Genomic DNA, 25349 nt, shown 5'->3' on the forward strand with positions numbered 1-25349 from the left:
GCGCCGATGGCGCCACCAAGGCACTACGGCTTGACCGACAAGGCATAAACTGTCACCGCTCCGGGATCAGAGTAGTCAATCGTCACTCTGGCGCCGGGGGCTTTAAGGTCGTCATCCTTCGTACCAATCATCTTGCCCTTCACCGAGTGCGAGTTATCAATGGACCAGCCGGTGAGGTCGAGATCGCTGGACGTAAACGCGACGAAGCCTGGACTCAGATCCTCCTCGCTGACTCCGAGACTCGAAAGAAAAGCCCCGAGGCCCTCACCATCGATTTTGAAGCTCACCCAGAGCTCCCCGCCCCCACCACCTTCCCGGTGATAGCCGTAGGAAGCACCTGTCGCATCATTTGGAATAGCCAATCGATATCGCTCCTGGAGCTCCGCGGAGGGTTTTCCAGTGATTATCACCGCGCCTTTTGTCGCCGGATCCGGCGACGCAGTGCCGACAGCTCCGGGGCCCTTCCCCTCCTCACCCAGAATTCCGCACGATGCAACAGCGAACATCGCCAAACCCACCAAAAATGCAGTCAGCACCTTGCTTTTAAATCCCGATCCCGCATTCGGCACTCAGCCCTCGCAGCCACCCCGACACTTTCAACCGAAACTCGTTCAGGTTACAGAACCAGTCGATACTGGTCAACGGCCCGTTCGCATTCCATCCCAATGGGTACGTACGGACGTCGCCGATAGAACTGCTTCGAGCCATAAGTGCGATCCGGTCCGACTGCCTGCCTGTACAGGGGAACTCCTACTGGCCCTTTGGTCTACAATCCGAACCATGGCGACTGACGATGACGACTGACTTTCAGATCGACGCACTGAATATTCACACCGCGCAGAGGGAAGCATGGAAACTTCAACTGGCAGAAGAGCCCACCTTCGATATCAAGATCGCAAGTCCGGATGGCGCGAGTTGGATTGCCGCAGGAGACGACCTCTTCGAGGCACTGAAGAGTGTGAGATTGCAGATTGAGCCCTTGGGCTACCTTCTCCTTTGCAACGGAGCCCGGGTCGACGCCCACCCTTCAGGAATGTTGCGCGATATGACGGGCGGGAGCACCCTTTACATCTTGAAGATGAAAAGGGTCCCACGAGAGCGTGTATTCATATTCGATCGCGCAGAGGCGGACACCGTTGGGACAGTGGCGGATCAGCGTGATTTCTATCAGGCCTGGCTCGGAGCTCCGAAGCGCTGGCGATTGACCGATCGAGCAAGAGACGCCGCATCTGAAGTCTGGACACGATGGCGCGATCGTTGAGACTCGCAGCGCATCGGTATCGGCGCTCAACCTACGAACCGTCCAGCCCCTGAAGCTCTGACAGGGCTTTCTCGCACTCCGGCCTGCCCCGATCACGCCTCCGCCGCCGGATCCGACTCGATGTCAGATCCGGCGGGCGGCGCCGCTGATCTCGGTGACGGCGCTGCTCAGCATCTCGGATGCGGTCTCTTCAGACATCCCGCCGATGACTTGAACTTCGATCAGGTACTGGCCGAACCGGAGCCATGCGTACCAGCGGTTGCACTCGCCGCCGCCGAAGTGGGCGCAGAAGAAGCGCTGCTCGTCCGCTCCCGCGACGCTGGCTCCGTCGATACGTTCGACTTCTCCGTACCGGGCGTAGCGCTTGTCCGGGGAGCCGTCCCGGAAGACGAGCCAGGCCCAGGTGGGAGAGTCGAACTCCATGACCGTCTGGATGAAGGTGCCGGCCAGGGGGTCGGAGGGGTCCTGCACGAACAGGCGCTCCACGCGCCTGTCCAGCCCGCGCATGTAGGGCGCGCCGGGGTCCTCGTCCGGCTTCCGCTCCCAGGTCTCTCCCATCGGCGGGGACCGGAGCAGCAGGCTCTCGCCGAGGTCACTCGCCCGCCATTGCGTGGCGAGGGGAAGGTTCCAGATCGACAATCCCAGCAGGACGATCAGCAGCGCCCCGATGGTGGCGACCCGACTTCGGCGGGATTTCGGCACAGTCAATTGCATGTCGGATCCATCGAAAGAGACGTTCGGGACGTTCAACCTCGGCCAGGTGGGACCTTCCGCAGCAGGTCTCCACCGGCGCAGGTCTGGTCCTCGTCCTCGACCAGGCAGAGGTTGATGCCGGCGTGGTCCTTCGCGATCTTCGCCAGGACGGAGCAGGCGAGCGTTTCGGATCGGCCGCTGGGGTGGAGGTCGATGGCCGAGCCCTGTGGGTCGCTCGTCCGGGCCACACCGGTGTGGTCGCCCAACAGAAGCCACTTGCCGCCGGAGAGGGCTTGGGCACATCCGTCCTGGACCGCGACGACCTTGGTGAGTTTCTCCGCGCGGAAGGTGTCTCCTTGCTCGATCACGAGGCGCGCGCCCTTCGGGTTGCTCCACGTCCCGACGAGGTCGTCCTGGGAGGCTTCGAAGGACGGGCCACCGGCCGAGCAGCCGCTCAGCAGGAGCGCCGAGATCCCGAGTACGCAGAACGAACGTATGGAACGGACGCAGCGCGACGCCATGCTTCCCCCCTCCGGTCGGCCTGGTGAAGCCTATCCGGAGCGCCCCGCGTGGGTCGGGTGTTCAGTTCAGGGCGTGAGGGAGGGTCACTGACCGGCAGCGCGTCGGACACGCCGCACAGGCGAACCTCCGACCTATCTGGTGCTCGTCCCATCCAGTCCGACCTCCGGACCGCAGGCATTCCCACGATCAGCCAAAAGCCGCTACGGCCTTCCAGCCAGTCCGGAAGGCCGTAGCGAAGAATCCAAACCGAAGGAGAGGACAATGCAAAGGAATAGCCGAGGAACTACGGCTTTGCCGAAAGGGCGTAAACCGTCATCACGTCGACACCCGAGTAGTCAATGACAACTTTGATACTCGGGCTCTTCATGTCATCATCCTTTGCGGGAACCATCTTGCCTTTCACCGACTGCGCATTACCGATGGACCAGCCGGTGAGGTCAAAATCGTCCGGAGTGAACCCAACAACACCTGAATTCAGGTCTTTTTCGCTGATTCCAATACTCGAAAGAAAGAGATCACGACCCTCGGGGCCAATCTTGAACGTCACCCAGAGCTCGCCGCCGCCACTTTCTCGCTGGAACCCGTGGGAGACAGCCGTTGCGCCAGCCGGAACGGTTATTCCGTACCGTTCCTGGCGCTCTTTGCTGGGCGCCCCCGCGATCGTCAGTTCTCCCCCGACAACCGAGCTGGGCGACGCCGAGCCAGCGCGTTCGGGCCGACCTTCCGCCGCACCTCCACTTGTACACGACGCAGCGGTCAGCATCGACACACCCACCAGGACTGCAGTCAGCACCTTGCTGTCGATTCTCATTGGCCTCCTCCCACCAAAATCTCTTCAGGGCACAGAGCCAGCCGATACTGGACGCTCCACATGCCCCGTCGAACGGGAAAGGGTTGTGGGCCCCGGCGGCAGCCGGGGCCCACAACCCTCGAAGATCTCACCTCAAGACGTGTCCGAGACCCCTGAATCAGCCCGTTCGCTCGGGCTGGAGGGTCCAGCGCTGGTTGTCCTGCAATGCGGGGCAGTCCCAGATACCCAGGCGCGTGCCTTGCTCCGTTGCCCACCCCGGGAGCTCCAGGCACTTTCCGCCGGGGCTGCCGTCATTGACGGTACCGGGGATGAACAGTCGACCGTCAGGTCGCATGCTCCACTTCTGTCCGGCCCCACCGGTGCAAAGCGCGAGGACCACACGTGTGCCGTTGTCGAGCGCGTTGTCACGGGTGGACATGCAGAAGCTTCCGTTGCGCACCGTGCCGTCGCTCGCGAAGTTGAACCGCTGGTTGATCGTGTTCCAGCAGCCGTAGACCGTGAGTTCGGCTCCGTTGCGCGGCCCGCCTTCGGCATCGGCACAGAGCCAGTCGACCTGCGCCGAGTGCATGGAGACACTGGCATCGGCGTATCCGGCGAAGGCCCAAGGAGCGAAGCCGTCGGTCTGGCCGGTGGTACCGGTGCTGCTGGTGCCGGGGAAGATCGCAAGAACGTTGTTGTAGTCGATCACCCAAAGGTCCGCGAAGCCATCGTTGTTGAGGTCGCCTGCACCGATGAGCGGATGACTGTCGGCCTTGAGCCCCGCCCCGGTCTCGAGCACCGTCCCGCCGTCCGGCGTGGTGAGGCCCGAGTAGTCCACGGTCCCGTTCGCGTTCCAGCCCAGTGGGTACGCACGGATGTCGCCGGTGGACCTGCTTCGGGCCCACAGCGTGGTCTGGTTGGTCGGCTTGCCCGTGCTGGGGTTCGTGGTCGGCCCGTTCGCAGCACCGGGGTTGATGAGCTCGAGGTCGTCCCAGTTGCCCGATGCGGCGGGTATGAGCATCGCGCTGGCAAGATCATTGGCGCCGGTGGCCTGGAAGAGGTAGAGGTTGCCCTCCTCCAGGGTGAGAACGGTCGTCAGGCTCGCCATGATCTTGTCGCGCTTGCCCTTGGGATCCGGAGCGACCGCCTCACCGTTCGGGGAGCCGAAGGCGATCACCTGCGAGACGTGGCTCCATGTGCTGTTGTACACGGGGCAGGGAGCATTGGAACCGAACGTAGTGCAGTTGTCGGGCCGCTTGAGGCTGCTCGAAACCAGCTTGTCGTAGCGCCCCGTGCCGTCATTGTTGATCAGGTAGAGGGCATCCGCCATAGCCCGCGTCCCAGGCGTGGTCGGTGGCTTGTTGTAATGGGCAATGATCTGGTCGACCGCGAGCCCGAAGCCCAGGACACCGTGGTGGCTCAGCTGGAAGTCGGCCCACGTGGTCCCGTAGTCATTGGCACCAGGAGCAGCCGCAGGAGGCGCCACGAGCGAGCTCACAGGGTCGGACGTGCCACCGGTGATCCGCAGGTTCCCGTTCTTGTCCACGGTGACGATGTCCGGCTTCTGGTCGTTGTCGACATCGCCGAACAGCGGCTGGGTTCCCGGACGCCAGGGCACGTAGAAATTGTAGAGAGCCGGCTGGCTGTAGTTGCCCGCGACATCCCTGGCCCAGGCGTACACCGTGTTGATGCCCCACTTGCGCGCCTGGTAGTAGTACGGATCCCCGGGCCCGTAGGTGTCACCTTCACCGCACTTCCAGCCGACCACAGGTGTCGGGTCAGTGCTGACGCGCACACACGCAATGCCCGAGGCCTGGAGTCCGGATTCCGGAGCGGGATCCTCTCCGTTGATCCAGAGGGTGCCCCAGTCGTTCATGTACTTCGCCGGGTTGGGGTTGGGTGTGCCGGCCGGCGGGAAGTCCCCGGAACTGATGCTGACCCGCGGATTGGTACGGTCGATCCGGAAGTAGCACCACGCGGTCGTATTGGAGCTCAACAGGTCGTCGGACGCCTGCGCGTACCAGCCGTACTGGTGTCCGTCGGCGAGGGATCCCGGGGACACCGGTTCGGCCGGGTCGTTGTAGGAACCACCCCAACGACTGTCGCTGAAGCGGAAGTCGGAGTTGTCGTCCCACAGTTCGTAGCTGGTCCGGACCGGAAGGCCACTCGGGGAGAAGCTGTTGGCGTAGAGATAGATGTTCTGGTTGCTCCCGATCCAGCCGGGGTTGTCCCAAGGATGCGTTCCACCACTCGTGCACTCGGCGGTGCTGCCGGTATTGGCATAGCCGGGCGCCGGCCTCGTGCGCGGGTACCAGGCCGTCGGCGCGATGTCGTAGGTCGTGGTGATGCTCGGCTTGCTGTCGAGGTGGCGTCGGTAGAGCTTGTTCCTCTCACCGTCCTTGGGAGCGACACCGATGGTCCAGGTCGACCACCTGCCGTTGGCGGCGCGCTTCATCATCTCGGTCACGTCGATGGCCAGCGGACCACCGTTTCCGGTACTGATCTGGCTGCCGACGAACTCGCAGCCCTCCATGACGATGTTCGGGTTCCCGTACCCGCACGGCTGGTCGGTCCACTTGCTGTGGTCGTGGATCCCGCGCGGCGCCGAGTAGACCCCGAGGTCGGTGGGCGTGCCGGGGCTGGCGGCACCGGTGACCTGCCCGTTGAGGGTCGAGCTGAAGAGCACTGGTGGGGATTCGGCACCACCGACGGTCGTGTAGATGGCCGGGTTGACGGCGAACTGGAAGTACGCGCGCTGCCGGCCTTCCTTACCGCAGTCCTGGTTCGGGTCCGAGCTGTGGTACCCGCAGAATCCGGTCGCGAGATTGGTCTTCTTGTTGTAGTACTCGTAGGTCTCGTGGTTCTCCTGGACCTCGACCGAGCCCTGGACGCCGCTGGTGACGGCGGTGAGCGACGGGTCGAGGTACCACGGCCCCGAACCGGTGCCGAGCGCGTTCGGGTCAGGGGTCAGCTCGATGGCACCTCCCGAGACCGCGGTACTCATGGCCGCGACATTGGCACCGTCGCCAGGGCCTTCGACGGACGACCGCAGGACCTCGGACCGGGGGTCACCGTCCGGCCCTGCGGAGGGTGCCGCCGCGCCCGACGACTTGGCAGCCGGGGACGGAGCGGCGGTGGCCGGCAACGAGGAGTCCCACTGCAACGAGGCGGGCGAGCGGAACCTGGCGGAACCCGCGTCGTCCTTCACATCGATCTGCCCCTGGGCGTCCGCCGTGACGGTCAGGCCTTTGGCCGTGATCGGGAAACGCAAGGTCTTCAGTGCGGGGTCGGCCGCCGCCTCGGGGGTGCGAACGACGATCACGTCACGCCAGCCACCGATCTCGAGTGCGGTCAACTGCAGGTCGACGCCGGGCAGAACGTTCGCATAGGTTGCGGTCGCGCCGTCCAGGGACGGCTTGGGAAGAACGAACGGCGCACCGACGGCAAGCTCCTTGCCGTCCGCGGTCGCCACGGTCGCCATCGGACCGGCGCCGCCACCGGAGAACTTCAGCGCGGTAGAGGCCACAACGGGACTGACGCTGCCATCGGCGTTCGCCCGCAGACTCGCATCGAGGTCCACCCACGCGCCATCACGCTTGAGCCGTACCGCCTGGGCATCGTCCGTCGTGGTCAGCGTGCCTTTGGGGTTCGCCACGGTCTTCGAGGATTCGCTCGTCATGGAGTCCACGACGACGGACCTACCGGTCGATTTGGCCTTGGCAATGGCATCGAACATGGCCTGCTGCGCCGGCGTGCGAGTCGGTGCCGGCTGCGTGGACGTGACCGGCGTCGGACTGCCCGCCGACCCTCGCGCAGGCGTGGGTCGGGCGTCAGCCGCGAGCGCGGCCGGTGCGGCGAGCATACCGGCGCTCAACAGACAACTCGTTGCGAGCGCGACCAGACGGGCCGTGCGCCCGCGTGTCGACGGCGCAGGTGGTGTGTACGCAGTTGTGCGAGAAGTGACAGACATGTCTCTTTCGCGTTCCCCTCCCGGACTGCGACCCCCTTCTGGGGCCACGTTCGGGTGGGAACGATGTCCCCTGATCTGCGAATTGGTCAACCCGATTTCGGCTTCGTACCGTCATGTCCGGATGTTCACCGGGCCTTTGGTCAAGACTCCGTAAACATCGCACGCATGGCATCCGAACAACCTGACGAGTGTCAGACCCCTCACTTATCGTCACTACGGCCGTGGCGCCGCTGTGTCCGTATGGCGCCACGTCGACACAGACCGAAGGGGGTTCTGCAGTGGGGGCTTTGCCTGCCCGAAAGCGGGCCGGGGGATGGACAAGGGGCCGATGGCGGTCACCTGTGATGGCGACCGTCGTCGCCCTGGCACTGACAGGGGTGACCGTGCCGCAGGCCGCGGCATGGTCGTACCCGAAACCGACAGAGAAGATCTGGACTCCGCCGAACGCACCGCGGAGCGCCGGAACGCCGACCGTCGCCGGTCATGACGTCCGACCGGCGAAGGCAGCGCCTCCGGCCAAGGCTCCTGGGCGGAAGCCCGAGGTCGCACCACCGGTGGCGACCGGCACCGAGACTGTGACGCTCGGCCTCGACAGCGCCGACGCCAAGGCCGCCCGAGCCGCCACCGGGGGCGCATCGCCCGCCTCGGGCGGGTCGACCGGAATCAAGGCCGGAAAGCTCGCCGTCCGGGTCGCACCCGGCAACGGATCGGGTGAGAGCGCCCGTACCGTCCAGGTCGAGGTGACAGCGCCGGACAAGGGCAAGGCGGCCGGAGTCACCGGCCCGCTCGTCGCCCTCTCCGACGCCGGGGCCCCGGCGACCGGGGACGGCCGCAACGCGCGGGTCACGCTGGATCTCAAGGCGCTGCAGGCCGGCGGTTGGTCCGACCGCGCGACGGTCGTCGGCCTGCCCGCCTGCGCACTGACGACACCGGACCGCCCCGAGTGCCGGACGCAGACCCCGCTGCCCGTCCAACTGGACGGCCGCGATTCGGTGAGCGCCGAGGTCACCCTGCCCTCCGCGGCGCAGACCGCCCGAACTCCGGAGACGGCCGAGACGGGCAAGTCGTCGTCCTCTGCGGCAGCCGGCGCTGCGTCCTCGACACCCGGGTCTCCGAACGCGTCCGGTGGCCCCATGGTGCTTGCCGCGGTGCCCGCGCCGTTCGGGGCCGGTGGCAGCTTCAAGGCAACACCGCTCTCACCCTCGACCGGATGGAGTGCCGGATCCAACGCCGGCAACTTCACCTACAACTATCCGATCTCTGTACCGCCCGCCCTCGGTGGCGCAACGCCAGCCGTCGCGCTCGGATACAACTCGGCCGCGGTCGACGGCAAGACCTCTGCCACCAACTCGCAGTCCTCCTGGATCGGTGACGGCTGGGGCTACGAGCCCGGATACATCGAGCGCTCGTACAAGGGCTGTGACAAGGCCGGGATCACCAACTCGGGCGACCTGTGCTGGGGGGGTCAGAACGCGACCCTGGCCCTCGGCAGCCGCTCCGGCACCATCGTGCGTGACGATGCCACCGGCGCCTGGCACCTTCAGGACGACGACGGCTCCAAGATCGAGCAGCTCACCGGCGCTCCCCGGAGCGGAGCCGACCAGAGCTACCGCGACATGGAGTACTGGCGTATCACCACGCCGGACGGGACCCAGTACTACTTCGGCCTCAACCACCTGCCCGGCGGCGACGGCACCGACCCAGCGGCCAATTCCGTCCTGACGACACCGGTGTACTCACCGAAGAACGGCGACCCCTGCTACAGCGGGTCGTCCGGGAACCGCTCCTGGTGCCAGATGGGGTGGCGCTGGCAGCTCGACTACGTCGTCGATGCCCACGGCAACCTCACCACGTACCAGTACGCGACCGAGGGCAACAAATACAGCCGCGGTGGGAGCCCGGACCCCAGCAAGGGCTCCCTCTCCGACTACCAGCGGAGCTCCTACCTCAGGGAGATCGGCTACGGCCAGCGCCTCGACGAACAGCGGACCGCCAAGGGCACCGTCAACCCGGCGGCAAAGGTCTCCTTCACGGTCGCGGAACGCTGCCTGCCCACCGACAGCGTCTCCTGCGCCGAGGACCAGCGGACCACGGCCAATGCCGATGCCTGGCCCGACGTACCGATCGACCAGATCTGCAGTTCCGGCTCCTGCACCAACTACTCACCGACCTTCTTCACCACCAAGCGCCTGACCGGCATCAACACTGAAGTCCTCGTCGACGGCGGTTACCGCACGGTCGACACCTGGATCCTGTCCCAGTCGCAGCCCGACCCGGGTGACGCGACCAAGCGGACCCTGCAGCTGGACTCGATCGTACGGAGCGCATCCAACGGACAGGCGCCCACAGAGCTTCCGCCTGTCACGTTCGGCTACCGGATGATGCCCAACCGGGTCGACGGTCTGAACCCGCCGGAGCACATGTTCATGCGGCCGCGCCTCCAGGCCGTCGACACCGAGGCCGGCGGCCGGATCAACGTCGTCTACAGCGACGCCGAGTGCTCACGGGTCGGCAACCACATGCCTGCCTCGGAAGCCACCAACTCGATGGCCTGCATGCCCGTCAAGTGGTACGTGCCCGGCGCCACCGTACCCGGCAAGGACCCGGTTCCGGTCAACGACTGGTTCAACAAGCCACTCGTCAGGTTCGTCACCGAACAGGATCTGGTCAGCACACCCGCGATCGGAAAGACCACGGAGTACACCTACAACGGCGGCGCTGCCTGGCACCGGAACGACGCGGAGTTCACCGACCCGAAGACCCGGACCTGGGACCAGTTCCGCGGCTACCAGTCAGTGACCACCATGGTCGGCAGCGGTTCGTCCAGCGAGGCCCCCAGGACCCGGCAGACGGTCACCTACCTACGCGGCATGCACGGCGATTTCCTCGCCAACGGGACGAGCCAGCGCAACGTCCAGGTCGCCAACCCCCTCGGCGGCACGGTGACCGACGAGAACTGGCTCAGCGGTCGCGAAGTGGCCACCGAGATCTTCGAGCAGGAGGGAGGAAGCGTCCAGTCGATCGCCGGGAAGCTCTACAACGGCCAGCAGGTCACAGCCACCCACTCCCAGAGCGCCGGCGCTCCGAAGATCTACGCACGCTATTCCGACTCCCAGGTCACCGCCGTCTCCAAGGCGAAACTCGCCGATGGGACCTGGCGTACCGCCAGCGCGGTCACGGTGACCGACCCGGCGAACGGCAACCGCGTCATCAAGGTCAACGACAAGGGCGACGGTACTGCCGCCACCCCGGAGACCTGCACGCTCATCGGGTACGCCACGAGCGACAACCCGGCTCTCCGCACCCTTGCCGCCGAGAAGATCACCGTCCGCGGCGACTGCGGCACGCAGCCCACGGCGACCACCACGATCAGTGGCAGCCACACCCTCTACGACGGGAAGCCGTTCAAGTTCGCCGGAGTCATGGGTGAGCCCACGAGCACCCAGGTCCTCGACCACTTCGACCAGGGCGGCGCTCCGGTCTATGTGCACACCGCAAGTGCGTCCTTCGACATCTACGGCCGAGGCGTATCCGCAGCGACCACCGACGGCTCCACGTTCAAGTCGGACGGCACGCCGCTGACGGGGCCCACCGTCACCCCGGCCGTCACGACCTCGACCTTCACACCGGCCACGGGAGCACTGCCGACCGAGCTACGCACAACCGGCCCGATGGGTGACGGCTGGACCGACACCATCACCCAGGACCCGGCCCGAGGTCTGCCGCTGACGAGTCGGGACGCCAACGACCGCGTGACCACCGCGCAGTACGACGCCCTCGGCCGCATCACGGCCGTCTGGGCGCCGAACCGTCCGACCGACGCCCTCCCCAGCCGGACCTTCGGCTACTCCGCCAACGGCGCGGCGCGGCCGTCCGCGATCACGAGCAAGTCGATCAACGACGACGGCGCGACCTACTCGACCGTCGTAGATATCCTCGACGGTTTCGGTCGCCCCCGGCAGACCCAGAGCACCAGTGCGGCCTACCCGACCGGGCGGCTGCTCACCGACACCGTCTACGACACCCACGGCTGGGTGATCAAGACATCCAACCCGTACTACGAGAGCACCTCGTTCCCCACCGAATACATTTTCGAACCGAGCGGTGACGGCCAGATTCCTGGCCAGACCTGGAACAGCTACGACGGCGCGGGACACGTGGTGCGCTCGGAGTTCCGGTCCTACGGCAACCTCCAGTGGGCCAGCACCACTGCGTACCCGGGCGCCGACCGAACGGACGTCACTCCACCCGCGGGCAGCACGCCGAGCTCCGTCGTCACCGACGCGCGTGGCCGAACCACGGCCGCCTGGCAGTACCGCAGCACCACCGCGACCGGCAACCCGGCTGATGCCGACATCACCACTTTCACCTACACGGCCGACGGTCAGCCCGCCGGACGTACCGACAGCAGCGGCAATTCGTGGAACTACACCTACGACCCGAGGGGACGCCAGGTCTCCGCGACCGACCCTGACACCGGCACCACCCAGACCTTCTACAACGCGAACTCGCAGGTCGATCACACGATCGACGCCAAGGGACAGACTCTCGCGTACACGTACGACCTGCTCGGCCGAAAGACCGGAAGCTACAACGGCAGTGTCACGCCCTCGAACCAACTGGCCTCCTGGAGCTACGACACACTCGCCAAGGGTCTCCCCACCTCCTCGACCCGCTACGTCGGCGGAGCAGAAGGCGCGGCCTATGCCAAGGCGGTCACGGGATACGACACCGCCTACCGGGCTACGGGCAGTTCCGTGACCGTTCCGGAGGCCGAGGGACCGCTTGCCGGCACCTACACCACGACCAACACCTTCAGCCGCGTCAACGGGGCCTTGAGCTCTGTCAGCATCCCCGCTGCTGGCGGCCTGCCCGCCGAAACCGTGTACTACGGACACACGATCACCGGTCTGCTGACAGCAGCGGCAAGTCAGGGAGAGGCGGTCGTCGCCCAGGTCTCCTACGACCCTCTGGCCCGCCCCCTCGAAACCACCGTTGGCGCGTACGGCTCTCAGGTCGTGTCGCTCCAGCAGCACGACTGGGCCACCGGACGGGTCATCAATTCCTTCGTCTATCGCCAGAACGGCACCGTCAGCACCGACCAGACGAGCTACACCTACGCTCCGTCCGGTCGGCTCACCTCTGTCAACACCATCCAGGACGCCGCGGACACCGACACCCAGTGCTTCACGTACGACCACCTGGGCAGGCTGACCAACGCCTGGACCGACACCCAGGGTGTGCACACCACCGCCGACTGGACCGACTCCGCCGGCAACGTCCAGGGCAGCGGAAGCTCCAGCACTGTGCCAGGTATCGGCGGGTGCAACAGCACCGACGGCCCGGCCCAGACCGAACCCGGCGGCCGCACCGTCGGGGGCCCCGCGCCCTACTGGAACACCTACACCTACGACTCCAGTGGCAACCGGACGAGTCTGGTCCGGCACGACATCACCGGCAACAGCTTCAACGACCTCACCACCAGCCAGACCTTCGGAGCCGCCCGTAGCCGCAACATCCCGACCGCGGCGCCCAACACCGGCGGCGGAACCGGTGGACCGCACGCCCTCCTGACCTCCACCACCACCGGCCCGGAGGGCACCAGGGCCGTCGGCTACCAGTACGACGCCAAGGGCAACACCACCGCCATCACCGATACCAACGGCACCACCACCCTGACCTGGAACGGCGAGGACAAGCTCGATTCCCTCGCCACGACAGCCGGCGGCACCACCACCTACCTGTACGACGCGGACGGCAACCAGCTGATCCGACGCAACCCCGGCAAGACCACCCTCAACCTTCCCACGGACGAGCTGACGCTCGACACCGCCACGGGCTCGATGAGCAACGTACGGACCATCGCGTCGGCCGGTGGCCTGACCTACATCCGGGTCACCGCCCCCATCGGCGGCGGCACCGTCGTCGTCCAGGCGTCCGACCCGCACGGCACCAGCGGCCTCCAGATCAGCACCGCCGAAGGCCAGCCTTTCACCCGCCGCCCCACCGACCCCTTCGGCAACCCCCGCGGCAACCAGCCCGCGACCTCCGACTGGGCCGGCAGCAAGGGCTTCGTCGGCGGCACCAAGGACGAGGCCACCGGCCTCACCAACCTCGGCGCCCGCCAGTACGACCCGAGTACCGGACGCTTCATCAGCCCGGACCCGATCCTCGACGCGACGAATCCACAGCAGTGGAACGGCTACGCCTACAGCGAGAACGACCCGGTCAACCTGAGCGACCCCAGCGGCTACAAGTCCGAGGAATGCGGAACGCTGTACGACTGCGGGTCGGCGGGCACGATCACGATGAGCAACACCGCCGAGACCACGTCGACCTACGTGCCCGAGAACGCCCAGATACGCAACTACGAGGCAACCCTTTCGGCGACCCTGGGCCCCACCGCGCAGCGCAACTGGATTCGCGAACAGACCAGCAAGAACAACGCCTCGATGTACGGCTGGGGCAACGGCGTCAAGAAGAAGTCCACCTTCGAGAAGATCGGAGATCTCGCCGACGGCCTCGGCCTTGTCGGTGGCGGCGTCGTCGCTGACGTCCTCTCGACCGCGTCCCACATCGGCCAGAGGCAGTGGGGCGAAGTAGGCTGGGACTTCGTCGGATTCGTACCCGCCGCCGGCGACTTGGCGAAGGCAAGCCACCTGAAGAGCAAGGCGGACGATCTGGTTGCCGCCGCAGCCGCATGCCAGCGGCACAGCTTTCCGCCCGGAACTCTCGTCCTGATGGCAGACGGCAGCACCCGCCCCATCGAGGACGTGAAGCCCGGAGACGCTGTCGCGTCGGCCGACCCCCAGACCGGCAAGTCGGCCTCCAAGCCGGTCACCGCGAAGATCGTCACCCCGGATGACACGGAGTTCACCGAACTCACCGTCACCGGTGAAAGCACGCCGACGACCATCGTCTCGACCTCCCACCACCCCTACTGGGACGAAACCACCCAGCGCTGGACCCTGGCAGCGGAACTCCAGCCGGGCCACCACCTCTCCACCCCCGACCACAACACCCTGACCGTCCTCACCACTCGCACCTACACGGCCGCCCCCCAACGCGCCGACGACCTCTCGGTCAAGGACCTCCACACGTACTATGTGCTGGCAGAGAACACGCCGGTCCTAGTCCATAACTGCGACCGAGGTAGCCTGGACTTCACCGACGCGGAAAGGCAGAAGGTTTACGATGCCAATGCCGCAAAGAACGGCGGCGAGTACAAGTGCGACTACTGCGGCCAGACAGTCGAACGACGGGCATCGCGGGATGCAAATGGAAACAGCATTAAGGGGCGACCCGATGATGCTCAAATCGACCATGTAGAACCAAGGGCCAGCGGCGGACATGGCGGAGCACATAATGGCGCTGTAGCCTGCCGGCGATGCAACAGAGACAAGTCCACGAAGACCCTCGAAGAGTGGGACGATGAGCTCAGAGAATTCCTCGAACCGTAACCCCGGTGGACACGCTGCATCAACTAAGCCAGAACGGCTCTACAAGGTGGCGTTTGACCTCCCTGAAAGAACTGCCGACTGGGCCAACGCCTCCGTGGAGCGACTCTGGGCCGGAAAGACTTCCAGGCAGATGGAGGTTCAGATCCGCAATACCCCTTTCTACGTGAAGGGAGTGTCCCTTGGGGATGTCGTGCGGGTCAGGCCCGATCACGAGCGGAGGGAACTTGTATTCGAAGAGTTCGTATCCGAGGGTGGCCACTCAACGATTCGCGTGATCATTTCTGATGATTCGGCGAGAGATTCAATCGAAGCCACGATATCCGAATACGAATGCCCTTGGGAGATCGATTCAACGGGTTATTTGTGGGCAATTGATATCCCTCCGAGCGTCGATTATTCGGCCATCAGAAATTCCCTTCTAGTCGCTTCCGGTGAAGGAAAAATCGGAATTGAAGAAGGCTCCATTTCAAGGGCGCATCGAGACGGCCTCGGACTCCCCCCGGCCGATCAGTGAGCGTACGCAGAGGCCTCGCCGGAGTGAGTTCCGGCGAGGCCTCCGGGGGGCGGCTGCCCTGCCAAACATGACGTGACGTAGCAGCTAGAACAGATTCGCATCAAGCAAGACCCAGAATCGCCAGGAATCCGATGGGCTCTCATCGACCAAGTGATGTCGATGAGAGCCCATCGGCGTTTGACGTCACCAGTTGACGTCACCGCGTGGAGTGCAAGATCCCATCTCCCGGTGGGTCGTCGCCGTCACTGCGGTCGGCGGGTCCGCTGCTGGAGTTGCTGAGGGCGTTGCCGAGGAGGTCGATGGCGTTGCGTTGGATGCGGAGTCTGACGTGGGTGTAGACGGTGGCGGTGACGCCGATGTGGGCGTGGCCGAGGAGTTCTTTGATGACGACGAGTTCGACGCCTTGGTCGAGGAGGAGGGTGGCGGTGGTGTGTCGGAGGTCGTGGAAGCGGATCCGGCGGAGGCCGGCTTGGTGGAGCAGTGTGGCAAAGCGTCGGTTGAGAGTGCTGGGTTCCACCGGGAGCACGGTGCTGGGCGCGGTGAAGACGTAGCCGCGAGGATTCCGACGCAGTCCTGCCGCCTCATGGTCGGTCTGCTGGCGGGTCCGGTGCGCGTGCAGGGCCTGGACGCAGGCGGCGGGCAGGGCGATGCGTCGTTCGGAGGCTTTGGTCTTGGTGGGAAAGAGCACGAGGCCGTTGTCGCTGGTGCGTTGGAGTGAGCGTCGGATCACAGCCGTGCCAGCGTTGAGGTCGACGTCCTCCCAGGTGAGGCCCAGCAGTTCGCCCCTGCGCAGGCCGGTGTGGAGGGCGAGGTGCACCACGGGGTGGAGCGGGTGGTCGCGGGTGGTGTCGATCAGGCGACGGGCCTCTTCCACGGTGAGGGGCTCGAACCGTCGCGGCCGGGGTGTACCAAGGCGGACGTTGCGGGCGACGTTTCGAGGGATCTCCTCTTCCTGGACAGCGTGTTCCAGGGCGGTCTTGAGCACCGTGTGGATGTAGGTGAGCGTGAGCGCACTCAACACCCGGCGGCAGCAGTCACCCACGGCGCAGCAGCGCTGCTTCGCCGGCGTTCGCTGGTGGTCGGTGCGGCGGGCGCAGCACTGGCAGCGGGTTCGTAGGCCGTCGAGCCAGGTGCGGATGTCCCTGGCGGTGAGTTTGGAGAGCTTCTTCGCACCGAGGCCGGGGATGATGTACAGGCGGGCGACGGCGGCGTAGCGAGTGTGCGTGGTTTCGCGCACGCGGTGCACCGCGACGGTGTCGAGCCAGTAGGTGATCCAGTTGCCGACGGTGCCTTGCGCGTGGACGACGGGGACGCCGCGGTTGCTGGCGGCTTTGGCGTCGGTGAGTTTGTCTGTCGCCTGTTGGCGGGTCCTGCCGTAGACGTGGAGACGCTGTCGGTTCCCGTTGGCGGCCAGCACGTAGGCGGCGGCTTCCCAGCGGCCGTCCTTGCGCTGGAACACGGTTCCTTCGCCGTTGGCACGGTTCTTCTTCTCGGCTGCCATCAGGCTGCCTCCTCCAGTCGGGAAGCCACGAACGAGCGGTACGAGCCGTAGGGGATGCGACGGGAGCGGCCGATGGTGATCGAACGCAGCCGGTTGGTGCGGATCAGGTCGTAGACCGCCGAGCGGCCGAGCCGCAGCCGTGCCATGACCTCGGGAACGGTCATCAGGTCGTCGTCGGACACAGTTGGCCTCCTGCTCGTTCGAGGGCCTGGTCGAGGGCCTCGCGCCAGCGGACCCGTTCGGCGACGGCGCGCAGCAGCCGGGTCGCGAGGGGCGACATATCGGGGTCCCCCGGACGCACGGGCTCCCAGAGGTAGCGGTGGGGTTCGGCGCGGGCGGCGGTGTCGCCGAGGACTTCCAGGACCCAGGTCCGGCGTTCGGTGCGGTGGTCGGTGAGGGTCTTGCCGGACCACTTGCGGGAGACGAGGACCCGGCGGCCGCCGTAGCCGAGGTGTTCGCGTTTGTGGGCGCGGGAGCGGCAGGCGCCGGGGCGCAGGGCGGGGTGGGCGTTCTTGGGCTGGATGCCGTGGAGGAGCCAGTTGGCGCAGGTGGGCGAGCAGGGTTCGTGGCGGAGTTCGGCGGCGAGGCGGTCGACGTGGTCGCTCTCGGTCGTGCCGGTCGGGGTGTGGCACTCGGCGACGGACTTGGTGAGGTACTTGGTCAGGTAGCGGACGCAGCGGGCGGCCTGCGGTGAGCCGACGAGGACGCCTTGGGCGTCGAGCTGGGGGCCGAAGCGGAGCACGTGCGCGGGCTGGGCTTCGGGTTCGTCGTCGAGGCGGTCGAGGACTTCGTCCCAGGTGGGCAGCGGTTCGTGGGTGGTCGGGTCGAGGAAGGCGCCGTGTTCGGGACACCAGTGCGGCGGCGCGTCGGGGGCGTGCACCGGGTGGTCGGCGGGCGGCCACCAGACCTGGTGGTAGGTGGCGGCGACGACCTGGCGCAGTTCGGCGCGGGAGACGGTGCCCCGCAGGGCGAGGTGCAGGTGCGGGGCGAGGCGGCGCTGAGGTTCGACGACGGCGAAGTACTGGACGTCGTGGCCGACGAAGCGGCGCAGGTTCTGGACGAACCGGTCGATCAGCTTGGGGAAGTGGAGGGCGTCGCGTGCGGCCCGGCGGTAGTCGTAGGCGGTCGGGTCGACGGGGGTGCCGTCGGCGCGGACGCGTCCGTACGAGGGGAGGGTGAGGGTCAGGAACAGCGAGGGGCGGAAGGTCCGGCCGTCGGGCGTGGTGTACGCCTTGCCGAGGGTGCGGTTCTCGACCGGGCGGCGGGGCAGGTCGCTGGTGTCCTGCCGGCGTCGGGTGGAGCGGACCCGGCGGGCTGCCGGGGCGGGGGCGAGGGAGCCGCGGACACCGGTCTCGGCGAGTTCGGTGTCGATCTCGACCAGCAGCGAGGCGAGTTCGTCGGCCTCCGCCCCGGTGGCCTCGGTGTGGGCCTTGGTCAGGTCGGCCCGCAGTTCGGTGAGGTACTGCTGCGCGGCGGTGGCGGGGTCGGGTTCGAGGACGGGTTCCTCGGTGAGGTGCCAGCCTTCGCGGCACTGGGCGGCGCGCAGGCGGCGCTTGCGTTCGGCGCAGCTGGGGCACAGGCTCGCGCGGGTGGCGCCGCAGGGGATGTCGACGAGTTCGGTGTGGCCGGTGGCGGTGTCGGTGCGGCGCAGGGCCACCGGCCGGACGCAGACGCCGTGTTCCTCGGCGACCTGGCGGAGCACGGAACGGGCCAGGGGCATCCGGGCCCGTTCCGCGCGGGTGGTTCCGGTCATCAGCGGTCTTCCGAGTAGCAGAAGACGTAGAGGGTCTCCATCAGGCGGACCAGGTCGTGGCCGGTGGTGATGGGCGGGAAGCCGGCGTCCTCGATCCGGCGGGCGATGTCGAAGAGCAGGCCGCGAGTGAAGCGCGGGTCCTGGCCGTTCGTCGGCGTGGGGACGGGGTAGTTGGCGGCGCTGGGCAGGCGGCGGTGGGTCATGGCGGTACCTCCGGTCAGGGGTGGATGGTGGCGAGGGTCTTGGTGAGCCAGGCGAGCAGGTGCTTGATCAGGGAGGAGGCGCCGGTCTCGGCGAGGAGGAAGCCGAAGACGCCGCAGAGGATCAGGTGCGTGGCCTTCAGGGCCTGGTGCCGGAGGAGGACGGCGATCAGGGCGCCGAGGAACAGGACGAGCGAGCCGGTGACGATCACGGCTGTGCACCACCTTCCGAGGACGTGTCGACGTTGCTGTCCAGGGGGCTAGACACCCCGTAGACGGACTGGTTGTCGTACCGGGCGACGAGGGCCTCGATCTCGGCGTCGGAGACGTAGGCCGCCCGCACGCGGACCGGGGTCGGGCTGCCTTCGTTGCGGACGTAGCCGACGCCCGCGCCGGTCGTGGGGTCGGGCGAGATCAGGTCCGCGTACGCGCCCCGGTCGCGGGCGCCGCTGCCGAGGACCATGTCCACCTGGGCGGCTTCGTCCATGCGCAGGGCGATCCGGTCGGGGAACAGGTTGCGGAGGTTCATGACTTCCTTGCGCGGGTCCTGGAGGGCGCCGACGAGGCAGAAGCCGACCGAGCGGCCCTGGCTGGTCAGGGTGGCGATCGCCGCTTCGGCACGGCGCCGGAGGTCCCGGTCGGGCTGGTAGGCGGTGAGGAAGGCGAGTTCGTCGACCATGACGACGACGAACGGTGAAGCCGCAGTGGGGACGTGGGCCCGGAGGCGGCCGGCGAAGGCCAGGGCGCGTTCCTGCATCCGGTCGACGGCCGCTTCGAGCAGTTCGACCATCGCCTCGGGGTCGCTGGCGTACCTGGTGAACAAGGCTGCGCCGAAGGACAGTTCCATGCGCTTCGGGTCCAGCGCCCAGATCTCCACCAGGCCGGCGGACGCTCCGGGCAGCAGCTCCCGGACCACGCCCCACAGGACGGATCCCTTTCCGGAGCCGGTGACCCCGGCGACCAGGACATGGGTGCCGTGCAGTCGCAAGTGCCAGGGCTCGCCGTCCTCCTGAGCGCCGATCCTCACCGACCGCCACGGGACCTGGCCGAGCGGTTCGGTCGCAGCTCCGCCTCCGCCGCCACTTCCGTCAGGTACCGCCTTGCTCGGCGGACCAGCCCCAGGGCTGCCACCAGTGTCCGGAAGCCCAGGTGCCGAAGCCGCCCAGGCGGACGCGGCGGCCTTCCGCGTTCCGCCCGCCACGCGGCGAAGGCGAAACCGGCACCTCCCCGCCAGTGCCCGGACCCGACCGAACCACCCCCTCAGCCAGCTGCCGAACGTTCGCCGCACCGGCTTGGGGGTGCGGCCGGTGGCCGTGAACGGCTTGGCGAGCGGGTCGAAGGTCCACGCCCGCAGGACCACGGCCCCACGGCGGGGGCTGGTCACTTCCACCCGGTGGACGCGCCAGGCGTGCGCGATCCCGTGCGCGTGCTGGGCGACCTGTTCGGGGACCTGTCCCGGCAGCAACCCGATCAGGACGTCCAGGCCGCCGGGGTGCTTGCGCATCCGCGCGATGCGCGGCCACACATACTCGTACGGGGCATCGAAGCGGGGAAGCGGTGCCTGTTGCCACAGCCCCAGGGAGTAGCTCAACTCCGGCCAGCCGCGCCGGATCCGCGAGCGCAAGGACTTCGCCCGGTACACCAGCCGGCCGACCGGACCGGCGACGAGGGCCGCGATCACCAGCAACCCGGCGGTCGGGCCGAGATGGACCACGACCCACGAGTAGCCGATCAAGGCGGCCAGCAGGGCCAGGAGCACGGACTTGAGGGTGCTGCTCAACTTGAACATGTCTGCGTTGCACCTCAGTTCACACCGCGAGCGGGATGGGTGGCGCCGCCCGGCGCGCGAGCCGATGTGCAGTCGCGCGCCAGGACGGGGCGAAGCCGGGGTCAGGCCGCGGATTTGGCGGAAGAGCGGGCGGCGGCGGGCGCCCGGACGCCGGTGGCCTTGAACGAGTAGGCGACCCGGCCGCTGTTGTTGACGTAGGCCGTCACGGTCAGGCCGTCGAACTCGACCGGCCGGAAGGGCAGACCCGGAGCCGCGTCCGGCAGCACCGGAAGGACCGGGGCCACGACCTTGACGCGGGCGGAGGTGTCGCGCGCCTCCGGGTCCGGGTCGACCACCGCGACGACCCAGAGCGGGTGCCCGGTCGACTTGTCGCGCGCCTGCACCTTGGTGCCGCTCTTGCTCGCCTCGAAGTCGGCGACCGGCTCGACCGAGACGGCGAACGCGCCGGCGGGGAAGACGTCCTCGAAACGGACGGGGATCGCACCACGGATGGCCATGAGGATCTCTCCTGTCTACCCCCCTGGACAGTCGGAGGCCGACCGCCCCGAGATTGCCGTCTAGGGGGATATACAAAGATCTTGACTGGCCGTCAGGTACGCCTGGCCCTGCTCTCCCCGATCAGGCCCGAAAGGGCGGGATGTCGATCTCGTACGAGAGGCGGAACCGGTCGGCGGCAAGCACGATGTCCGCCGTCTCGACCGCCAACTCGCCTGCCCAGTGGCTGCGTTCTATCGCGAGCACGGTCGAGCCCAGCGGGATGCCGAGCGGCTCCGCCTCGATCTCAAGGACCGGCCTGGCGGACACGTCCTCGGTCACCCGCGTGACCGCGATGCCGATGGCGGACATCCGCGCCACCACCCCGGAACCGGCCAGCGGGCCGTTCTCGGGCAGCACGACGGCCGTCCCGCCGGTGACCGCCATCGGCTCCCAGCTGGTCGACAGTTGGGTCGGTTCGCCGTCGGCGCGGAAGACGTACTGGCTCTGCATCACCGGATCGCCCTCCGGGATGCCGAGCCGGAGCGCCAGGGCGGCGGTCGCGTAGGTCTTCTGCGAGTCGCACGACCACGACGGCTCGACGCCACGGGCGCGGCTCTCCGCGGCGAACGGGCTGCCGGCCGCGTGGTAGCGCCCGCGTGCCATCCGCGCCGGTACCGGCCGGACGCGCACATAGGTCCCCGAGCCCGGGCGCCCCTCGACCAATCCCTCGGCGGTCAGCACCCGGAGGGCCTGCCTGACCGGTTGCTCCGAGACTCCGTGATCACGGCACAGGTCCGCGATGCTCGGCATCCGCGAGCCCGGCGCCCGGTCGCCCGAAACGATCTCGGCGCGCAAGACATCCGCCAGCCGCAGATACGCCGGTCGTCCCAACTCTCGCACGAGCGCCCCTATCTCACGTTTTCTCACATCAGCTTGACAAGCTCGGACCCGAGCTTTCAAGCTCGAATCCGAGCTTCACGCAAAGTATCCGACTGATCGCGCCACAGAGAAGCAGAGGGGCACCCCCATGCCATGGATCGCTCGCTTCCCCGGAGTCCCCGAGTCCGCGGGTGCGGCCCGCAATCTGGTCCGCGAGGCCCTCGGTGGACACCCCCGGGTCGCGGACGCCGAACTGATCGTCTCCGAGCTCGTGACCAACTCCGTTCTCCACAGCAGGTCCGGCCGCCCGGGCGGCTCGGTGTGGGTGGAGATCCGGCGCTCGTCCGGCACGGTCTTGATCGACGTCGCCGACGAGGGGGGTCAGGGTGGCGTTCCCGGCCTCCGGGCCCCCGACGAGGCCGCCGATTTCGGTCGCGGTCTCACCCTGGTCGACGCCCTGGCCGACTCGTGGGGCGCGCACAACGACGGCGATGACTACCGCTCCGTGTGGGCGCAGCTAACATCCACCGCAGAAGAACAAGCCAGTACCACCAACGATTCGCCCGTTCCACAGGGTGTATAGCCCCCTATACAACGACGGCCGCAGCTGCCGCCAGGAGACCCCGCGATGCCCCACGACACACAGCGAACCGGCCGACACCTGCGTTTGCTGATCCTGTCTATCCCCCTAGACTCTGCGTTGACTGGGGCAGACACCGGAGGGGACATGGCGGGAGAAACGCAGCGGATCGCCGCCATCAAGAACCCGTTCGAGCTGCTACGAGCAGCCACCGTGCGGCTGGCCGAGGCGCAGCAGGAGGTCACCGAGCTGTCGCGGCTGCGTCAGCGGGTGATCTCCGAACTGCACGAGCAGGGCATGTCCTATGCCCAGATCGCCGCCGAGGCCGGACTCACCCGAGGGCGGATCCACCAGCTCAAGCAGTCGGCACCCGCGCCCGAAGGGGCGTTCCTGGGCAACGCGCGACTGATCATCGCGACACCGCTCAAGCAGGAGGCCGGCAACGCCAGGCCGGTCCTGGCCGCCGAGGACTTCGCGGCCGCCCAGCGGCTCGGCGACCTCGCCCGCTCCTACAAGCTCGAACCGAGCTTCGAGCACGTGCCGATCGGTGGCGAGATCGACCTCAACCGCGAGGACATGATCGTCATCTGCGGCCCCCGGCTCTCCAGCCACGTCGCCGGGGTGCTCGCCCAGGACCCGTCGATCTGCTTCGAACGCGCCCCCGACGGACCGTGGACCCTGCGCGACCGCGAGGCCGGCGTCGCCTACCGCTCCGGCATGGACTCCGAACCCGCCCTCAACTCCGACGTGGCCTACCTCGGCCGACTCCCGCGCCCCGACGGCCAGGGCCTGGTCATGGTCCTCACCGGGATCCACCCGCAGGGCACGCTCGGCGTCGTCCACCTCATCGTCAACGACCTCGCCGACCTCTACCAGCAGGCCGGCACCGGCCGGTTCTCCGTCCTGCTGAACGTCGACTACAACCCCCAGGACAACGAACCCGTGCGCGTCCGCCTACTGTCGCCGTTCTACCGGCACGAGGCAGACTGACCGGGTGCATCTGGAGATCGCCACCGAACCCGCCCGCCAGGACCGCCCCAACGAGGACTTCGTCGCGGCCAGCCCGAGCGCCGTCGTCCTGCTCGACGGCGCCGGCACCCCGCCCGGATCCGACTGCGGCTGCTCCCACGGCGTGGCGTGGTTCGTCACCCGGCTCGGCGTCAACCTGCTCGCCGGCGTGACCAACCGGCCCGACCGCGCCCTGACCGACTGCCTCGCGGACGCCATCACCACCACCGCCGCACTGCACGCCGAGTGCGACCTCACCCACCCCGGCACCCCGTCGGCCACCGTCATCGCGGTCCGCCTCACCGACCAGGACCTCCAGTACCTGGTCCTCGCCGACTCCACCCTGATCGTCGAACACGTCGACCCCGCCACCGGACCCGTCGCGATCACCGACGACCGCGAGGCCCTGGTCGGTGCGTCCCTCCGCGGCTCCATGGACGCCGTCCCCACCGGCACTGCCGAACACGGAGAAGCCCTCCGCCGCTACGTCGAGGCCATGCGCGCCCACCGCAACCAGCCCGACGGCTTCTGGGTCGCCGCCGCCGACCCCACCGCCGCCCACGCCGCCCTCACCGGCACCGTCCCGCGCACCGAGGTCACCGGCTTCACCATGGTCAGCGACGGCGCCTCCCGCCTGGTCGACCGCTTCCACCTCGCCGACTGGCCCGAGGCCCTCAAGCTCATCCACGACCAGGGCCCGGCTGCCCTCATCCGCGCAGTCCGCACTGCCGAACTCGCCGACGCAGACGGCAAACGCTGGCCCCGCGGCAAGGCCCACGACGACACCGCCGTCGCTACCGTCACGCTGTAGTCCGCGATCCCCGAAGCCCAACCGAAGTCACTGCCGAATTCCGCTCTACAAGGTCAAGGGCGCGCGCCCTGCGCGCGCCGCTGCCCCGCCCCGGGCGGCCGACGCCGGGCGTGCGGGCTGGCGCCCGGTCCCGGCGCGACCGCCCGAACGGGGCAGCAGAGTGGCTGGGGCCGGCGGCTCCGCGGTTTTACCCACCTCCCCGGCCAGGGGCCCGCGTCGAGCAAGACCGGGGGGCCACTCGGCCACACTGCGGTCAGGCCCAAAAGCCCTGACCGAGTCGCAGCAGCTTACGGCCCCCCGATCATGCCCGACCCCAGACCGGACAGGACACCGGCCAAAACCGCTCCACCGCCGGCGCTCGCACCTGACGGCCCGTCGTGGTGTAGACCACTGACAGCAACGCTGACGGCAACAGGCCCGGACAACAACGCACTTCCACGCACCTCCGCACACGGGTAGATTCCCGCTCACCTGCGAAAATGCAGGCCGGAAGGGGCCGCCTCCCACACGTACTATGTGCTGGCGGGGGCTACGCCGGTCCTCGTCCACAATTGTGGAGAGGCTTTCGAAGAAGAAGAGGGCGTTAGTTACCTGTACCGAGGGGTCTCGGAAAAGAGTCCCGCGTACGAAAACGCGACGCAGGGAATTGCGGAACCAAGGGGTGGCCACTCCGATATGCGGCGCCATCACGATGGAAATACCTCTAGCATCTACACATCCTGGACGACCAACAAGGATACGGCAATCAGTTATGCTCGGGGTACCGCCGAAGGCCGCAAGGACTTGGCTGGAGTAGTTCTCCAGGTAAGGCTTCCCCTTGGGCAGCCGGTCTATCCGTCTATCATGTTCAGCTCGGATCTGTGGGAAAATTCGGAGCATCTCGTCGAAAACGCCGTTCGGGGAGCTCGGGTAGTGGGCATCAGCCGGAAGGCCGGGTAGGTCGTTGACTGAACCGAAAGAGGTGATTCTTAATATGGCGAGCCCCTCCGCCGTATCATCGGCAATGATTGTCCGACTCTGGTCGGACCTGTCTCAGCTCGGATGGGAGTCCGCTGGGATTGCGATGTCAAGGATAGAATCACTCGGAGACGTCTCAATCGAGTCCTCGCAAGCACGCGCATCGACTCTAGCGGGGATCTAT

General features: G+C 67.4%; 19 protein-coding genes and 1 pseudogene. 6 read left to right on the plus strand and 14 right to left on the minus strand.

Annotated features, from left to right (window positions below; translation table 11 throughout):
* Positions 1-23: 23 nt before the first annotated feature.
* Positions 24-536: a hypothetical protein gene (locus tag ACW14Y_RS09805; protein WP_456986561.1), complete on the minus strand. Its 513-nt coding sequence runs from the start codon at positions 534-536 to the stop codon at positions 24-26.
* A 257-nt stretch (positions 537-793) separates the two neighbouring features.
* On the opposite strand from ACW14Y_RS09805, the gene ACW14Y_RS09810 reads away from it, so the two are divergent.
* The gene (locus ACW14Y_RS09810) at positions 794-1261 is read left to right on the plus strand and encodes a hypothetical protein (RefSeq protein WP_456986562.1); all 468 of its coding nucleotides are present in this window, start codon (positions 794-796) and stop codon (positions 1259-1261) included.
* A 123-nt stretch (positions 1262-1384) separates the two neighbouring features.
* On the opposite strand, the gene ACW14Y_RS09815 is transcribed toward ACW14Y_RS09810, so the two are convergent.
* The 4 genes from ACW14Y_RS09815 to ACW14Y_RS09830 form a co-directional block, all read right to left on the minus strand.
* Positions 1385-1975 (minus strand): hypothetical protein, encoded by a 591-nt coding sequence (locus tag ACW14Y_RS09815; protein ID WP_456986563.1) that lies wholly within the window; start codon positions 1973-1975, stop codon positions 1385-1387.
* A gap of 32 nt (positions 1976-2007) precedes the next feature.
* Positions 2008-2475: a hypothetical protein gene (locus ACW14Y_RS09820; RefSeq protein WP_456986564.1), complete on the minus strand. Its 468-nt coding sequence runs from the start codon at positions 2473-2475 to the stop codon at positions 2008-2010.
* A 284-nt stretch (positions 2476-2759) separates the two neighbouring features.
* Positions 2760-3287, minus strand: a complete 528-nt coding sequence (locus ACW14Y_RS09825) for a hypothetical protein (protein ID WP_456986566.1) — start codon at positions 3285-3287, stop codon at positions 2760-2762.
* 157 nt (positions 3288-3444) lie between these two features.
* Positions 3445-7128 (minus strand): ricin-type beta-trefoil lectin domain protein, encoded by a 3684-nt coding sequence (locus tag ACW14Y_RS09830; protein WP_456986567.1) that lies wholly within the window; start codon positions 7126-7128, stop codon positions 3445-3447.
* 452 nt (positions 7129-7580) lie between these two features.
* On the opposite strand from ACW14Y_RS09830, the gene ACW14Y_RS09835 reads away from it, so the two are divergent.
* Both ACW14Y_RS09835 and ACW14Y_RS09840 read left to right on the plus strand, forming a co-directional pair.
* On the plus strand, positions 7581-14696 hold the full coding sequence (locus tag ACW14Y_RS09835) for an RHS repeat-associated core domain-containing protein (RefSeq protein WP_456986568.1): 7116 nt from the start codon (positions 7581-7583) through the stop codon (positions 14694-14696).
* Entirely contained in the window at positions 14668-15210 is a 543-nt protein-coding gene (locus ACW14Y_RS09840; RefSeq protein ID WP_456986569.1) for a DUF4265 domain-containing protein, read from the plus strand. Before ACW14Y_RS09835 ends, ACW14Y_RS09840 begins: the two co-directional genes overlap by 29 nt.
* A gap of 196 nt (positions 15211-15406) precedes the next feature.
* Here ACW14Y_RS09840 and ACW14Y_RS09845 read toward each other — a convergent pair whose 3' ends face one another.
* The 9 genes and pseudogenes from ACW14Y_RS09845 to ACW14Y_RS09885 form a co-directional block, all read right to left on the minus strand.
* Entirely contained in the window at positions 15407-16711 is a 1305-nt protein-coding gene (locus tag ACW14Y_RS09845; protein WP_456986570.1) for a tyrosine-type recombinase/integrase, read from the minus strand.
* Complete coding sequence (locus ACW14Y_RS09850; RefSeq protein WP_030397625.1) at positions 16711-16875, minus strand: helix-turn-helix domain-containing protein; 165 nt, start codon at positions 16873-16875, stop codon at positions 16711-16713. Before ACW14Y_RS09850 ends, ACW14Y_RS09845 begins: the two co-directional genes overlap by 1 nt.
* Complete coding sequence (locus tag ACW14Y_RS09855) at positions 16875-18464, minus strand: replication initiator (protein WP_456986571.1); 1590 nt, start codon at positions 18462-18464, stop codon at positions 16875-16877. The genes ACW14Y_RS09850 and ACW14Y_RS09855 overlap by 1 nt, the downstream gene beginning before the upstream one ends.
* Positions 18464-18667 carry a hypothetical protein gene (locus tag ACW14Y_RS09860; protein ID WP_456986572.1) on the minus strand — a complete coding sequence of 68 codons (204 nt, stop codon included), beginning with the start codon at positions 18665-18667 and terminating at the stop codon, positions 18464-18466. The genes ACW14Y_RS09855 and ACW14Y_RS09860 overlap by 1 nt, the downstream gene beginning before the upstream one ends.
* 14 nt (positions 18668-18681) lie before the next feature.
* Positions 18682-18876, minus strand: a complete 195-nt coding sequence (locus ACW14Y_RS09865) for a hypothetical protein (protein WP_030395869.1) — start codon at positions 18874-18876, stop codon at positions 18682-18684.
* The gene (locus ACW14Y_RS09870; RefSeq protein WP_456986573.1) at positions 18873-20453 is read right to left on the minus strand and encodes an FtsK/SpoIIIE domain-containing protein; all 1581 of its coding nucleotides are present in this window, start codon (positions 20451-20453) and stop codon (positions 18873-18875) included. The genes ACW14Y_RS09865 and ACW14Y_RS09870 overlap by 4 nt, the downstream gene beginning before the upstream one ends.
* 101 nt (positions 20454-20554) lie before the next feature.
* Positions 20555-20950, minus strand: coding sequence for a hypothetical protein (locus ACW14Y_RS09875; protein ID WP_043913021.1), 396 nt, complete (start codon positions 20948-20950; stop codon positions 20555-20557).
* Positions 20951-21071: 121 nt separating this feature from the next.
* Positions 21072-21593, minus strand: a complete 522-nt coding sequence (locus ACW14Y_RS09880; protein WP_456988126.1) for a UTRA domain-containing protein — start codon at positions 21591-21593, stop codon at positions 21072-21074.
* A 36-nt stretch (positions 21594-21629) separates the two neighbouring features.
* Positions 21630-21857 (minus strand): annotated as a pseudogene (locus ACW14Y_RS09885) (winged helix-turn-helix domain-containing protein); the annotation flags it as partial.
* Between the two features lie 100 nt (positions 21858-21957).
* Here ACW14Y_RS09885 and ACW14Y_RS09890 point away from each other — a divergent pair.
* The 3 genes from ACW14Y_RS09890 to ACW14Y_RS09900 all read left to right on the plus strand — a co-directional run bounded on the left by ACW14Y_RS09890 (position 21958) and on the right by ACW14Y_RS09900 (position 24208).
* Positions 21958-22392, plus strand: coding sequence for an ATP-binding protein (locus ACW14Y_RS09890; RefSeq protein WP_043913022.1), 435 nt, complete (start codon positions 21958-21960; stop codon positions 22390-22392).
* 144 nt (positions 22393-22536) lie between these two features.
* Positions 22537-23379, plus strand: coding sequence for a sigma-70 RNA polymerase sigma factor region 4 domain-containing protein (locus ACW14Y_RS09895; protein ID WP_030391671.1), 843 nt, complete (start codon positions 22537-22539; stop codon positions 23377-23379).
* A gap of 4 nt (positions 23380-23383) precedes the next feature.
* Positions 23384-24208: a protein phosphatase 2C domain-containing protein gene (locus tag ACW14Y_RS09900; RefSeq protein ID WP_456986574.1), complete on the plus strand. Its 825-nt coding sequence runs from the start codon at positions 23384-23386 to the stop codon at positions 24206-24208.
* Positions 24209-25349: the final 1141 nt, after the last annotated feature.

The sequence above is a fragment of the Kitasatospora sp. cg17-2 genome (assembly GCF_054031055.1).

Bases quoted from the DNA above. Each gene is read 5' to 3' on its own strand.
- ACW14Y_RS09840 (WP_456986569.1), top strand. From the start codon at position 14,668: ATGAGCTCAGAGAATTCCTCGAACCGTAACCCCGGTGGACACGCTGCA.
- ACW14Y_RS09820 (WP_456986564.1), bottom strand. From the start codon at position 2,475: ATGGCGTCGCGCTGCGTCCGTTCCATACGTTCGTTCTGCGTACTCGGG.
- ACW14Y_RS09870 (WP_456986573.1), bottom strand. From the start codon at position 20,453: ATGTTCAAGTTGAGCAGCACCCTCAAGTCCGTGCTCCTGGCCCTGCTG.
- ACW14Y_RS09875 (WP_043913021.1), bottom strand. From the start codon at position 20,950: ATGGCCATCCGTGGTGCGATCCCCGTCCGTTTCGAGGACGTCTTCCCC.
- ACW14Y_RS09830 (WP_456986567.1), bottom strand. From the start codon at position 7,128: ATGCTCGCCGCACCGGCCGCGCTCGCGGCTGACGCCCGACCCACGCCT.
- ACW14Y_RS09855 (WP_456986571.1), bottom strand. From the start codon at position 18,464: ATGACCGGAACCACCCGCGCGGAACGGGCCCGGATGCCCCTGGCCCGT.
- ACW14Y_RS09815 (WP_456986563.1), bottom strand. From the start codon at position 1,975: ATGCAATTGACTGTGCCGAAATCCCGCCGAAGTCGGGTCGCCACCATC.
- ACW14Y_RS09835 (WP_456986568.1), top strand. From the start codon at position 7,581: ATGGCGACCGTCGTCGCCCTGGCACTGACAGGGGTGACCGTGCCGCAG.
- ACW14Y_RS09850 (WP_030397625.1), bottom strand. From the start codon at position 16,875: ATGACCGTTCCCGAGGTCATGGCACGGCTGCGGCTCGGCCGCTCGGCG.
- ACW14Y_RS09825 (WP_456986566.1), bottom strand. From the start codon at position 3,287: ATGAGAATCGACAGCAAGGTGCTGACTGCAGTCCTGGTGGGTGTGTCG.
- ACW14Y_RS09860 (WP_456986572.1), bottom strand. From the start codon at position 18,667: ATGACCCACCGCCGCCTGCCCAGCGCCGCCAACTACCCCGTCCCCACG.
- ACW14Y_RS09845 (WP_456986570.1), bottom strand. From the start codon at position 16,711: ATGGCAGCCGAGAAGAAGAACCGTGCCAACGGCGAAGGAACCGTGTTC.
- ACW14Y_RS09880 (WP_456988126.1), bottom strand. From the start codon at position 21,593: ATGGCACGCGGGCGCTACCACGCGGCCGGCAGCCCGTTCGCCGCGGAG.
- ACW14Y_RS09810 (WP_456986562.1), top strand. From the start codon at position 794: ATGACGACTGACTTTCAGATCGACGCACTGAATATTCACACCGCGCAG.
- ACW14Y_RS09895 (WP_030391671.1), top strand. From the start codon at position 22,537: ATGGCGGGAGAAACGCAGCGGATCGCCGCCATCAAGAACCCGTTCGAG.
- ACW14Y_RS09890 (WP_043913022.1), top strand. From the start codon at position 21,958: ATGCCATGGATCGCTCGCTTCCCCGGAGTCCCCGAGTCCGCGGGTGCG.